Here is a 12,232-nt window from a genome sequence, read left to right on the forward strand (position 1 = left end):
AAAGAGGTTATAGCGCATGCAGACGAAACGTGAGGCGAGCCCCAATCAGGCAGCCCGGCATGAACAGGAAACCGCCCCTGTGAGCGCGACGCGCAACCTCGATTTCTCGGAGATCCTCGACGCCGAACTCCTGCAGAAGCAGTGTGAAGCCGTTTCCGAAGCCAATCGAAACCGGCCCGACATCATGCGCGCCGATCTTCTCGCGGCGCTGAAAAGGGCGAGCACGGACGGCCGGCAGAAGGCGCGCGCGGCCCTTGCCGCCGACGGAAGCGGTCTCAATTGCGCCTATCGGATTTCCTGGCTGCAGGACCAGATCATCACCGTCCTCTATAATTTCGCCACCACTCATATCTTCCCGCTGCAGAAGGACAAATTCGCGGTCACCGCCGTCGGCGGCTATGGCCGCGACACGCTGGCGCCGGGCTCCGATATCGACCTGCTCTTCCTCTTCCCGCCGCGGCCGGCGGAGGAGACGCACAAGGCGGTCGAATTCATGCTCTACGTGCTCTGGGACATGGGCTTCAAGGTCGGCCACGCCACCCGCACGGTGGAGGAATGCATCGCGCTTTCCAGGTCGGACATGACGATCCGTACCGCGATCCTCGAGATGCGTTATATTTGCGGCCTGCAGCGACTGGAAACCGAGCTCGAAGCCCGTTTCGACAAGGAGATCGTCACTGGAACCGGGCCTGAATTCATCGCCGCCAAACTAGCAGAACGCGACGAGCGCCACCGCAAGGCGGGCGACACGCGTTACCTCGTCGAGCCGAACGTCAAGGAAGGCAAGGGCGGGCTTCGCGACCTGCACACGCTGTTCTGGATCTCGAAATATTACTACCACGTGCGCGACCAGGCGGAGCTGATCAAGCTCGGCGTTCTGTCGAAACACGAATATCGCCTTCTGCAGAAGGCGGATGATTTTCTCTGGGCCGTGCGCTGCCATATGCACTTCTTGACGGGCAAGGCCGAGGAACGTCTGTCCTTCGACATCCAGCGCGAGATCGCCGAGGCATTCGGCTATCACACCCGCCCCGGCCTTTCGGCGGTCGAGCGCTTCATGAAACACTATTTCCTCGTGGCCAAGGATGTCGGCGATCTCACGCGCATTCTGTGCGCCGCACTCGAAGACCAGCAGGCGAAGTCGATCCCGGGTCTCACCGGCGTCATCAGTCGCTTTACCCATCGTACCCGCAAGATTGCCGGCAGCGTCGAATTCGTCGAAGACCGCGGCCGCATCGCTCTTGCCGACGCCGATGTCTTCAAGCGCGATCCGGTCAGCATCCTCAGGCTCTTCCACGTCGCCGACATAACCGGGCTGGAATTCCATCCGGATGCGCTGAAACGCGTCACCCGCTCACTCGCCCTGATCGACAACAGCTTAAGGGAAAACGACGAGGCGAACCGTCTCTTCATGTCGATCCTGACGTCGAAACGTGACCCGGCGCTGATCCTGCGCCGGATGAACGAGGCCGGCGTGCTTGGCCGTTTCATCCCCGATTTCGGCAAGATCGTCGCGATGATGCAGTTCAATATGTATCATCATTATACGGTCGATGAGCATCTGATCCGCACCGTCGAAGTTCTCTCGGAGATCGACAATTCACGAGCGGAGGACCTGCATCCGCTCGCCAACAAGCTGATCTCGGGAATCGAGGACCGCGAGGCGCTCTATCTCGCCGTTCTCCTCCATGACATCGCTAAGGGCCGCCAGGAGGATCATTCAATTGCCGGCGCCCGCGTCGCCCGCAAGCTCTGCGCCCGCTTCGGCCTCTCGCAGAAGCAGACGGAACTCGTGGTCTGGCTGATCGAGGAACATCTGACGATGTCGATGGTGGCGCAGACCCGCGACCTCACCGATCGCAAGACCATTATCGATTTTGCCGACCGCGTACAGTCGCTCGACCGGCTGAAGATGCTTCTGATCCTGACGATCTGCGACATTCGCGCCGTGGGCCCGGGCGTCTGGAACGGCTGGAAGGGCCAGCTTCTGCGCACGCTCTATTACGAGACCGAGCTGCTGCTGGCCGGCGGCTTTTCGGAGGTGTCCCGCAAGGAGCGGGCCCACGCCGCCGCCGAGGCGTTGCGCGGCGCCCTATCCGACTGGAGCCAGAAGGACCGCAACACCTATACCAAGCTGCATTACCAGCCATACCTGCTCTCGGTGCCGTTGGAAGACCAGCTCCGCCACGCCGATTTCATCCGCCAGGCCGACAAGGCGGGCCAGGCGCTAGCCACGATGGTGCGCACCGACAGTTTCCACGCCATCACTGAGATCACCGTGCTGTCGCCCGACCACCCCCGGCTGCTCGCCGTCATTGCCGGCGCCTGTGCTGCGGCCGGCGCCAACATCGTCGACGCGCAGATCTTCACGACCTCGGACGGACGGGCGCTCGATACGATCCATGTCAGCCGCGAATTTGCCGATGATGCCGACGAACTGCGCCGCGCCGGCACAATCGGGCGCATGATCGAGAACGTGCTGTCCGGCCGCAAGCGCCTGCCCGAGGTTATCGCCACGCGCACGCGTAACCGCAAGAAAAGCAAGGCCTTCGACATTCCGCCTTCGGTCAACATTACCAACAGCCTGTCGAACAAGTTCACGGTCATCGAGGTCGAATGCCTCGACCGGCCGGGCCTGCTGTCGGAGATCACTGCCGTGCTCTCCGATCTGTCGCTCGATATCCAGTCGGCGCGCATCACCACCTTCGGCGAGAAGGTAATCGACACCTTCTACGTCACCGACCTCGTGGGTCAGAAGATATCGGGCGACAGCAAGCGCGCCAATATCACCGCCCGCATGAAGGCCGTGATGGCGGAGGAGCAGGACGAGCTGCGCGAGCGCATGCCCTCCGGCATCATCGCGCCCGCCGCCACCCGAACATCGCCCGCAGCCGAAAAGAAAGCCGATTCCCCCGCATGAGCCCCAAAGCATGAGCCTCGTCAAGAAATTCGCGACCGTCGGCGGCGCCACTCTCGGCAGCCGCATCTTCGGCTTCGCCCGTGAAACGCTGATGGCAGCGGCGCTCGGCACCGGGCCGATGGCCGACGTCTTCTACGCCGCCTTCCGTTTTCCGAACCTCTTCCGCCGGCTGTTTGCCGAAGGCGCCTTCAACGCCGCCTTCGTGCCGCTCTTTGCCAAGGAGATTGAGGCGAACGGCACGGATGGCGCCAAGCGCTTTTCGGAAGAAGTCTTCGGCGTGTTGTTTTCGGTGCTGCTCCTCATCACCATCGTGATGGAGCTTGCCATGCCGCTCTTGGTGCGCTTCATCATCGCGCCGGGCTTTGCCGACGATGCCGAGAAATTCTCGATCACGATCCGCATGGCGGCCGTGATGTTTCCCTATCTGATGTGCATGTCGCTGACGGCGATGATGAGCGGCATGCTGAATTCGCTGCATCATTTCTTCGCCGCCGCCATCGCCCCCGTCTTCCTCAACGTGGTGATGATCGGAGCGCTGTTTTATTCGCTCTATACCGGCGCCGATCCGCTCGCGACGGCCTGGTATCTCTCCTGGGGCGTTCTTGCCGCCGGCGTGCTGCAACTCGCCGTCGTCTATGTCGGCGTGCTGACAGCCGGCATGAGCATCGGCCTGCGCTTCCCGAAGATGACTGCGAATGTCAAGCGGCTGCTGATCCTTGCGGTGCCCGCCGCCGTGACAGGCGGCATCACTCAGATCAACCAGCTGATCGGCCAGGCGATCGCCTCCTCCCGCGACGGCGCGATTGCGGCGCTACAGTATGCCGACCGCATCTATCAGCTGCCGCTCGGCGTCGTCGGCGTCGCCGTCGGCGTGGTGCTGCTGCCGGAGCTTGCCCGGGCGCTGAAGGGCGGGGCGCTGCGCGAAGCGGCAAACCTGCAGAACCGCTCGATCGAATTCGTGCTGTTCCTGACCATCCCCGCCGCTTTCGCGCTCTGGATCCTCTCCGACGAAATCATCCGCGTGCTCTACGAACGCGGCGCCTTTCATCAGGAAAACACCGCCGTCGTCGGCTCGATCCTGGCGATCTACGGCATTGGCCTGCCCGCGTTTGTGTTGATCAAGGCGCTGCAGCCGGGCTTTTACGCCCGCGAGGACACCAAGACGCCGATGCGCTTCTCGGCGATCGCAGTGGGGACCAACTGCGCGACGGCGCTGACCCTGTTCCCCTTTATGGGCGCGCCCGGCATCGCCGTCGCCGAAGCCACCGCCGGCTGGATCAGCACGCTTTTGCTGTTCACCACGCTTTTGCGCCGCGGCCATCTGACCTGGGAATGGGCGCTGGCAAAACGCGCCGCCCTGCTGATCGTCGCCTCGGCCGTCATGGGCGCGGCAATCGTCTTCCTCAAGCAATATTGGGCGCCGTGGCTCGCCTCCGCCGCGCCGCTTCTGACCAAGGTCGGTACGCTGGGGCTGCTGATCGCAATCGCAATGCTCATCTATTTCGCCGCCGCCTTCCTGATCGGCGGAGCCGACCTCGGCATGATTCGGCGCAACCTGAACCGCAAGCCGGTGCCGGCGAAGGATGCACAAAGCTAGTTGATTGCCGAGAAAGCCCCTCATCCGGCCGCCGCCACCTTCTCCCCGTTCTGACGGGAGAAGGGACTTGCCGCGCCGCCGCGCCTCTCTCAGGCCTCTCGTAGGCACGTCCCCTCGCCCCGTTTACGGGGAGGGTTAGGGTGAGGGGCAAAAGTAGCCGGCGCAAACCTGACCGCCGTGGCACAAAACCCCTGCACACTTTTCTCGCTCGCCTAACAATCGACCCATCGTCTCTGCGGGCCGACATCGACATGAATGATGCCGTTGCAATAGCTGCCGATGCCGCCGATGCCTGGAGCTGTCTTGGCGGCAGCAATGATGGTTCGTTCCGAGAGGCCCGGCACCCGGATATCGGCCGCCAGGCATTTTCCATGCAGGGAGCCATGACGGCGGGGATGTGGCCGGAGGCCGGAGGTAACGATCGGGCGACGTCCGGTCTTTGCGGCGATATGCGAGAGGATCGCTCGCAGGCGCTCTGGAAAACAGCCGGCGCGCACGCTGACGGTCTGAACCGCATAGGCGAGTCGCGTCTCATGCTTGGGAAGATGAACGGCCGGTCTCTTGCTGTCTTGACCGACGGCGTCGGTTGCGGATTGTAGGGCGAAAAGGCCTGCCATGACGAGCAAACGGGTGTTCTGCATGGTCCCCTCCGGGCGGTTGGCCTGGCGACTGACGGGCCGCCAGTGTGCGGAGAGGATTTTCAGTTCAATAAAAGCTTTTCTGTGAAATTTTATACTCAATTTGAACTAAGGACGCTGATCAATTCGGCTTAAAAATGAGCATCCTTCGCGTTCTAGATGGAATAAACATCCAAACATGGGAGATCACATGACTGTCCAGTCTCTTTTTCTCGTCACGCTCGTCGTTGACGATTACGACCGCGCCAAAGGCTTCTATTGCGGCACCCTCGGTTTCGATTGCCTTCAGGACGAGCCCCAGCCGGAGGGCAAACGCTGGGTGGTCGTGAAGCCGAAAGGCGGGGATGGCGCAGCCTTTCTGCTGGCGCAGGCGGCAAACCAGACGCAGCGCGCGGCGATCGGCAACCAGACGGGTGGCCGCGTCGGCTTCTTCCTGAAGACCGACGATTTCGCCCGCGATTATGCCGCGATGCTCGGCGCCGGAGTGCGCTTTCTGGAGGAGCCCAGGCATGAGGTCTACGGCACGGTCGCCGTCTTTACGGATCCTTACGGCAACACCTTCGACCTGATCCAGCATGCCGCAGCCCGAACCACTTGATTGGGACGGGTTGCCCGTGCATAAGCCGCGGCGTTAGCAACATGGGCGAACAGCCCTGGGGCCCTCCACCAGCCTATTGAGGACGACATGAGCGAATTCCAAAAACTCGTATTCTCCGGCGTGCAGCCGACCGGCAATCTGCATCTCGGCAACTATCTCGGTGCGATCCGCCGCTTCGTGGCGCTGCAGGAAGGCAATGACTGCATCTACTGCGTCGTCGACATGCATGCACTCACCGCCCAGCTGGTGCACGAGGACATGCCGAGCCAGACGCGCTCGATCGCCGCTGCCTTCATCGCCGCCGGCATCGATCCGGAAAAGCACATCGTCTTCAATCAGTCAGCCGTGCCGCAGCATGCGGAACTTGCCTGGATCTTCAACTGTGTCGCGCGCATCGGCTGGATGAACCGCATGACGCAGTTCAAGGACAAGGCCGGCAAGGACCGCGAGCAGGCTTCGCTCGGCCTCTACGCCTATCCAAGCCTGATGGCCGCCGACATTCTCGTCTACCGCGCCACCCATGTGCCAGTCGGCGAGGACCAGAAGCAGCATCTGGAGCTTGCCCGCGACATCGCGATGAAGTTCAACCTCGATTATGCCGAGCATATACGCAAGAGCGGCTACGGCGTCGACATCACCGTCGGCGACGAGCCAGTGCATGCCTATTTTCCGATGGTCGAACCCTTGATCGGCGGACCGGCGCCGCGCGTCATGTCGCTTCGCGACGGCACCAAGAAAATGTCGAAATCCGATCCTTCCGACCTCTCGCGCATCAATCTGATGGACGACGAAGAGGCGATCTCGAAGAAGATCCGCAAGGCCAAGACCGATCCGGACGGTTTGCCGAGCGAGGTCGACGGGCTCCAGGGCCGTCCGGAAGCCGACAATCTGGTGGCGATCTATGCCGCGCTGGCCGACAAATCGAAGGCCGAGGTGCTTACCGAATTCGGCGGCCAGCAATTCTCGGTCTTCAAGCCGGCGCTGGTCGATCTCGCCATCCATGTGCTGGCGCCGATCACCGGCGAGATGCGCCGGCTGATGGACGATACCAGCCATATCGACGCGATCCTGCGCAAGGGCGGCGAACGCGCCAGGGAGCGTGCCGAAGTGACGATGAAGCAGGTGCGCGACGTTATCGGCTTCCTGTACTGAGACAACGCCCCTGTCCTTCGGGGAACAAGGAATCCCCAGAGGCAGAGGCGCCAAAAACTGCGCTTGCAATTTTTCCGCTTCGGGTGTCAGAGTCCGCCCCATGGTATCGAAGCGACTCTCACGGCTCGAAGGTCACCGCCGCAAATTCATGGCGGTGATCGACGGGACACCCGAATGCCAGCGCGCCGTTCATTATGCCGGCCGGCGCGCGAAGAATTCCAATGGCGGCCTGGTGCTGCTCTATGTGATCCCCAACGGCGATTTCCAGCAATGGCTCGGCGTCGAGGAGATCATGCGGGCCGAGGCGCGCGAGGAAGCCGAGGCAACGGTTGCCAAGATCGCCCAGATCGTGCGCGAGACGATCGGCATTGAGCCTGAGGTCGTCATCCGGGAAGGCAGTGCCGCCGAGCAGATCAACGCCGTGATCGAAGAAGACCGCGATGTGGCGATCCTCGTTCTTGCCGCCGGCTCGGCAAAGGAAGGTCCCGGACCACTGGTTTCGTCGGTCGCTGGACGCGCGGCGGCGTTTCCGATCCCGGTCACTGTCCTGCCGGATACGCTGACCAATGAGGAAATCGACGCCCTCTGCTGAGCCTATTTCTTGAGTACAAGTCTCTTGATTAGGTCAGGCAATGGGCTTATCTTCTTTGGAAGAATTCTAAAGACGGCCGAGGTCTCGAGCCTGTCACATGGAGAGCCAGATGTTCATTCAGACCGAAGCCACGCCGAACCCCGCCACACAGAAGTTCCTGCCGGGCAAGGTTGTCATGGAAAACGGCACCGCCGAATTCCGCAGCGCCGAAGAGGCTGAAGCCTCGCCGCTCGCCGCCCGCCTGTTCGAAATTCCTGGCGTCACGGGAGTCTATTTCGGCTATGATTTCATTTCCGTCTCCAAGGACAACGCCGAATGGCAGCATCTTAAGCCGGCTATCCTTGGCTCGATCATGGAGCATTTCATGTCCGGCAAGCCGGTCATGAGTGATGCTTCCATCCTTTCCGAAGATGCCGATGCCGGCGACGAGTTCTTTGATGAAGGCGACGAGTCGATCGTGCTGATCATCAAGGAGCTTTTGGAGACCCGCGTGCGTCCGGCTGTCGCCCAGGACGGCGGCGACATCACCTTCCGCGGCTTCAAGGACGGCAAGGTCTATCTGAACATGAAAGGCTCCTGCTCCGGCTGCCCGTCTTCGACGGCGACGCTGAAGCACGGCGTCCAGAACCTGCTGCGCCATTTCGTTCCCGAAGTGCAGGAAGTGATTGCCGCTTAAGAATTTCAAATTCGCTCCGGCCGTTCATCTCAGGTTCGGCCGGAGGGTCTATGGTTAGGCGACAAACAGTTTATTCGGAAATTGATGGCATGATCGTTCTGGCGCTCGACACGGCAGGTGTGGATTGCGCTGCCGCCGTTTATGACAGCGGCAGGAATACGGTGCTGGGGGAGGCATCGGACATGATCGGCAAGGGGCATGCTGAACATCTGATCGGGATCGTCGATCGCGCGCTGGATCAGGCGGGTGTCACGCTTTCTGACGTCGACCGCCTTGCCGTCACCATCGGCCCCGGCTCGTTTACCGGCATCCGCGTCGGCGTTGCCGCAGCCCGGGGTTTTGCGCTTTCCCTCAATGTGCCCGTCGTCGGCGTCACCACGCTCGAGGTGATGGCATCAGCCCAGCGTGCGAGGACGCCGGGCCGTGCCGTGCTGGCGGCGATGGACGCCAAGCGGGACGAAATCTATCTCCAGTCCTTCGCCGCCGATGGTTCCCCGCTGGATCAGCCGCGGGCGGCAAGCGTTGCCGAGGCCCAGGCTTTCGCCGCCGGCTTCGATGGTGAAATCACCGGTTCGGCAACGCCGCTCCTGAAGGCCGGCGCCGGTGGCGACCACCCCAACGTCTTTCCGATTTCGATTGTCGCGCGTCTGGGGGCTGCGGCCCCTGCCGACGCCGGAAAGCCCAAGCCCCTTTATCTGCGCGGACCGGATGCCAAGCCGCAGGCCGGATATGCGATTGCGCGACGAGTGTGACATGCTGGAAGCCTATCTGACGCTGAAGCCGGAATTCGAAATCATCGCCATGGAGCGCGAGGATTGCCGCGACGTCGCCGTCCTGCATGGCGAGCGTTTCGCCCAGCCCTGGGGCGACGGCGAATTCCACAGCCTGCTGTCGCAGGAGACTGTTTTCGGCTTCGTCGCGCGCCAGACCAACGCCATCCTGAAAAAGCCGCTTCCCGGCTTTATCCTTGCCCGCCAAGTCGCCGGCGAAGCCGAGATCCTGACGATTGCCGTGCAGGCGAAAGCCGCCCGTGCCGGACTGGGCTGGCGGCTGATGCAGGCGGCGATGCGCGAGGCGCGGGCGCGTGGCGGCGAGAGCATGTTTCTTGAGGTCGACAGCGGCAATACGGCAGCACTCGGCCTCTACCGCAAGCTCGGTTTTGAAAAGGTCGGCGAGCGCCAGGGCTACTACAAGCAGGAAAACGGCGCCCCTTCCACGGCGCTTGTCATGAAGCGCGTTCTTCGATAGTTCCCTGGCAGAGCAGGACATGCGGACCGGCGCAAACGCCGTGCAGGCATTGTGGAAACGCGATTACTTTTGAAGGCGGGCCATGACCGACGTAGCCAAGACCCTCGAGGAGCTTTGCGCCGAACGCGGCATGCGCATGACCGAGCAGCGCCGCGTGATCGCGCGCATCCTCGAAGAATCCGAAGACCATCCCGACGTCGAAGAGCTTTACCGCCGTTCTGTGAAGGTCGACGCGAAAATCTCGATCTCCACGGTCTATCGCACCGTCAAGCTGTTCGAGGATGCCGGCATCATCGCCCGCCACGATTTCCGCGACGGGCGCTCGCGCTACGAAACGGTGCCGGAAGAGCATCATGACCATCTCATCGACCTGAAGACCGGCACGGTCATCGAATTCCGTTCACCTGAGATCGAGGCGCTGCAGGAGCGCATCGCCCGCGAGCACGGCTTCCAGCTGGTCGACCACCGCCTGGAGCTCTACGGCATTCCGTTGAAGAAGGAAGATCTCTGAAGCGATGGCCGCCCGGGAGTGCCGAATTTGATCGCCTGGCTGCGCATTGCCTTCGCTGCGGTCGTCATCCTTGCCGTCAGCATCGTGCTCATGCCGCTGCAGCTGTTGGCCCTGCGTTTCGACTGGCGGCTGCGCCGCAGACTTCCGCGCGTCTGGCACCGTATCATCTGTTATTGTCTCGGCATCCGCGTCCGGGTGACGGGCAGGCTGGAAGACCGCCGACCGCTGATGCTCTGCTCCAACCATTCGTCCTGGCTTGACATCATGGTCATGTCGGCCGTCGCCGACGTCGCTTTCATTGCCAAGATCGAGGTCAGAGACTGGCCGATCTTCGGCACGCTCGCCAAGCTGCAGAAGAGCGTGTTCGTTGTGCGCGAGGAAAGGCGCAAGACCGGCCATCAGGCAAATGAGATCGCCGGGCGCATGGCCGACGGGGAAATCGTCGTGCTTTTTCCGGAGGGCACGACCTCGGACGGCAACCGGTTGCTTGAGGTCAAGTCGTCGCTGTTCGGCGCTGCCGCGATGGCGGTGCCTTATTCGCCGACGGGAACCGTCGTGGTGCAGCCGGTGGCCGTTGCCTATACCAGAGTGCATGGCATTCCGATGGGGCGCTACCACCGGCCGCTCGCTGCCTGGCCGGGGGATATCGAGCTCCTGCCGCATCTGATCGACATCCTCAGATGCGGCGCCATCGACGCCGAAGTTTCCTTCGGCGAGGCGGTGGAATACCGCGCCGAGAGCAATCGCAAAGAGGTGAGCGCGACGATCGCCTCGCGCATCCGCAGCCTTCTCAACACAAGCCTGCGCGGGCGCAATGTCGGGTGAGCCGAGAGTCTCTTTTCTCCGACGGCAAAAACCACTAAATAGCGCGCCATGACACAGGATAACGCCCTTCTTCAGGCCCCGGAGGTTTCTCTCCGTGACGGCAGCAACAGCCGCAAGGTCTTCATCAAGACCTATGGCTGCCAGATGAACGTCTATGATTCCATGCGCATGAGCGATGCGCTTGCCCGCGACGGCTACGAACCGACCGAAGACATGGAACAGGCGGATCTCGTTCTGCTCAACACCTGTCATATCAGGGAGAAGGCGGCCGAGAAGGTCTATTCGGCGCTCGGACGGCTGCGCGAGATGAAAAAGAAGAAGGCAGCCGACGGCCGGGAGATGATGATCGGCGTAACCGGCTGCGTCGCCCAGGCCGAAGGTGAGGAGATCCTGCGCCGGGCGCCGGCTGTCGACGTCGTCATCGGGCCGCAGACTTATCACCGCCTGCCGGAGGCGCTGCGCCGGGCCAAAGAGGGCCAGCGCGTCGTCGATACGGAATATGCGATCGAGGACAAGTTCGAGCATCTGCCGATTGCCGAGAGCCGCAAGATCCGCGCCCGCGGCGTCACCGCCTTCCTGACGGTGCAGGAGGGCTGCGACAAGTTCTGCACATTCTGCGTCGTGCCTTATACGCGCGGCTCGGAAGTATCGCGGCCGGTCTCGCAGATCGTCGAGGAGGCCGAAAAGCTCGTCGAAGCCGGAGTGCGCGAAATCACCCTGCTCGGCCAGAACGTCAATGCCTGGCATGGCGCCGGACCGCGTGGCGAGGCATGGAGCCTCGGCGACCTGCTCTACCGGCTTGCCGAGATCCCCGGCCTGGCGCGGCTGCGTTATACCACAAGCCATCCCCGCGACATGGACGACCGGCTGATCGAGGCGCATCGCGACCTCCGGGCGCTGATGCCCTACCTGCACCTGCCGGTGCAATCGGGCTCCGACCGAATCCTGAAGGCGATGAACCGCCGTCATACGGCGGCCGAATATCTCAGTCTGATCGAGCGCATCCGCGCCGTGCGTCAGGACATCGCGCTATCGGGCGATTTCATCACCGGTTTTCCGGGGGAGACAGACAAGGATTTTGAGGATACACTCAGACTTGTGGAGGAAGTGCGCTATGCGCAGGCCTTCTCGTTCAAATACTCGACTCGGCCGGGCACGCCCGGCGCGGAACTGAAGGACCAGGTGCCGGAAGAGATCAAGGCAGAACGGCTGGAACGCCTGCAAGTGCTTCTTTTGAAGCAGCAGCAGGAATTTGCCGAATCCTGCATCGGCAAGGAGATCGATCTACTGCTCGAAAAGCCCGGCCGCATGCCGGGTCAGCTGATCGGACGTTCTCCCTGGCTTCAATCCGTGAATGTTGATGCAAAAGCATCGCAAATCGGTGACATTATCAAAGTGCGAATCACCGGAACCGGAACGAACAGCCTGTTTGCCGAACGCGCAGAGGCTACGGTCTAACCCAAGGAGCCCGACCG

At 62.1% G+C, this 12,232-nt stretch carries 12 protein-coding genes; 11 read left to right on the forward strand and 1 reads right to left on the reverse strand.

Features of this window, described 5'->3' with window-relative positions:
- The first annotated feature begins 16 nt into the window (after positions 1–16).
- Both FHT70_RS09450 and murJ read left to right on the forward strand, forming a co-directional pair.
- A complete protein-coding gene (locus FHT70_RS09450; RefSeq protein WP_183700517.1) occupies positions 17–2,920 on the forward strand; it encodes a [protein-PII] uridylyltransferase in 2,904 nt (967 codons plus the stop codon).
- A 10-nt stretch (positions 2,921–2,930) separates the two neighbouring features.
- Positions 2,931–4,517: a murein biosynthesis integral membrane protein MurJ gene (murJ, locus tag FHT70_RS09455; RefSeq protein ID WP_183700519.1), complete on the forward strand. Its 1,587-nt coding sequence runs from the start codon at positions 2,931–2,933 to the stop codon at positions 4,515–4,517.
- Between the two features lie 212 nt (positions 4,518–4,729).
- On the opposite strand, the gene FHT70_RS09460 is transcribed toward murJ, so the two are convergent.
- On the reverse strand, positions 4,730–5,158 hold the full coding sequence (locus FHT70_RS09460; protein WP_085776727.1) for a D-Ala-D-Ala carboxypeptidase family metallohydrolase: 429 nt from the start codon (positions 5,156–5,158) through the stop codon (positions 4,730–4,732).
- 187 nt (positions 5,159–5,345) lie between these two features.
- On the opposite strand from FHT70_RS09460, the gene FHT70_RS09465 reads away from it, so the two are divergent.
- From FHT70_RS09465 to miaB, 9 genes are all read left to right on the forward strand, one after another.
- Entirely contained in the window at positions 5,346–5,753 is a 408-nt protein-coding gene (locus FHT70_RS09465) for a VOC family protein (RefSeq protein WP_085776726.1), read from the forward strand.
- 87 nt (positions 5,754–5,840) lie between these two features.
- Positions 5,841–6,905, forward strand: a complete 1,065-nt coding sequence (gene trpS, locus FHT70_RS09470) for a tryptophan--tRNA ligase (protein ID WP_085776725.1) — start codon at positions 5,841–5,843, stop codon at positions 6,903–6,905.
- Positions 6,906–7,005: 100 nt separating this feature from the next.
- On the forward strand, positions 7,006–7,497 hold the full coding sequence (locus FHT70_RS09475; protein WP_011423764.1) for a universal stress protein: 492 nt from the start codon (positions 7,006–7,008) through the stop codon (positions 7,495–7,497).
- 109 nt (positions 7,498–7,606) lie between these two features.
- Positions 7,607–8,173, forward strand: a complete 567-nt coding sequence (locus FHT70_RS09480; protein ID WP_183700521.1) for a NifU family protein — start codon at positions 7,607–7,609, stop codon at positions 8,171–8,173.
- A gap of 89 nt (positions 8,174–8,262) precedes the next feature.
- Positions 8,263–8,925: a tRNA (adenosine(37)-N6)-threonylcarbamoyltransferase complex dimerization subunit type 1 TsaB gene (gene tsaB, locus FHT70_RS09485; RefSeq protein WP_085776724.1), complete on the forward strand. Its 663-nt coding sequence runs from the start codon at positions 8,263–8,265 to the stop codon at positions 8,923–8,925.
- A gap of 1 nt (position 8,926) precedes the next feature.
- Positions 8,927–9,421 carry an N-acetyltransferase gene (locus FHT70_RS09490; RefSeq protein ID WP_085776723.1) on the forward strand — a complete coding sequence of 165 codons (495 nt, stop codon included), beginning with the start codon at positions 8,927–8,929 and terminating at the stop codon, positions 9,419–9,421.
- An 82-nt stretch (positions 9,422–9,503) separates the two neighbouring features.
- Entirely contained in the window at positions 9,504–9,932 is a 429-nt protein-coding gene (locus FHT70_RS09495) for a Fur family transcriptional regulator (RefSeq protein WP_085776722.1), read from the forward strand.
- Positions 9,933–9,959: 27 nt separating this feature from the next.
- Positions 9,960–10,757: a 1-acyl-sn-glycerol-3-phosphate acyltransferase gene (locus tag FHT70_RS09500; RefSeq protein WP_183700523.1), complete on the forward strand. Its 798-nt coding sequence runs from the start codon at positions 9,960–9,962 to the stop codon at positions 10,755–10,757.
- Positions 10,758–10,805: 48 nt separating this feature from the next.
- Positions 10,806–12,215 carry a tRNA (N6-isopentenyl adenosine(37)-C2)-methylthiotransferase MiaB gene (gene miaB / locus FHT70_RS09505; protein WP_183700525.1) on the forward strand — a complete coding sequence of 470 codons (1,410 nt, stop codon included), beginning with the start codon at positions 10,806–10,808 and terminating at the stop codon, positions 12,213–12,215.
- The last annotated feature ends 17 nt before the right edge of the window (positions 12,216–12,232 follow it).

This window comes from Rhizobium sp. BK049 (genome assembly GCF_014193135.1).
Taxonomy (GTDB): Bacteria; Pseudomonadota; Alphaproteobacteria; order Rhizobiales; family Rhizobiaceae; genus Rhizobium.

Bases quoted from the DNA above. Each gene is read 5' to 3' on its own strand.
- FHT70_RS09450 (WP_183700517.1), top strand. From the start codon at position 17: ATGCAGACGAAACGTGAGGCGAGCCCCAATCAGGCAGCCCGGCATGAA.
- murJ (WP_183700519.1), top strand. From the start codon at position 2,931: ATGAGCCTCGTCAAGAAATTCGCGACCGTCGGCGGCGCCACTCTCGGC.
- FHT70_RS09460 (WP_085776727.1), bottom strand. From the start codon at position 5,158: ATGCAGAACACCCGTTTGCTCGTCATGGCAGGCCTTTTCGCCCTACAA.
- FHT70_RS09465 (WP_085776726.1), top strand. From the start codon at position 5,346: ATGACTGTCCAGTCTCTTTTTCTCGTCACGCTCGTCGTTGACGATTAC.
- trpS (WP_085776725.1), top strand. From the start codon at position 5,841: ATGAGCGAATTCCAAAAACTCGTATTCTCCGGCGTGCAGCCGACCGGC.
- FHT70_RS09475 (WP_011423764.1), top strand. From the start codon at position 7,006: ATGGTATCGAAGCGACTCTCACGGCTCGAAGGTCACCGCCGCAAATTC.
- FHT70_RS09480 (WP_183700521.1), top strand. From the start codon at position 7,607: ATGTTCATTCAGACCGAAGCCACGCCGAACCCCGCCACACAGAAGTTC.
- tsaB (WP_085776724.1), top strand. From the start codon at position 8,263: ATGATCGTTCTGGCGCTCGACACGGCAGGTGTGGATTGCGCTGCCGCC.
- FHT70_RS09490 (WP_085776723.1), top strand. From the start codon at position 8,927: ATGCTGGAAGCCTATCTGACGCTGAAGCCGGAATTCGAAATCATCGCC.
- FHT70_RS09495 (WP_085776722.1), top strand. From the start codon at position 9,504: ATGACCGACGTAGCCAAGACCCTCGAGGAGCTTTGCGCCGAACGCGGC.
- miaB (WP_183700525.1), top strand. From the start codon at position 10,806: ATGACACAGGATAACGCCCTTCTTCAGGCCCCGGAGGTTTCTCTCCGT.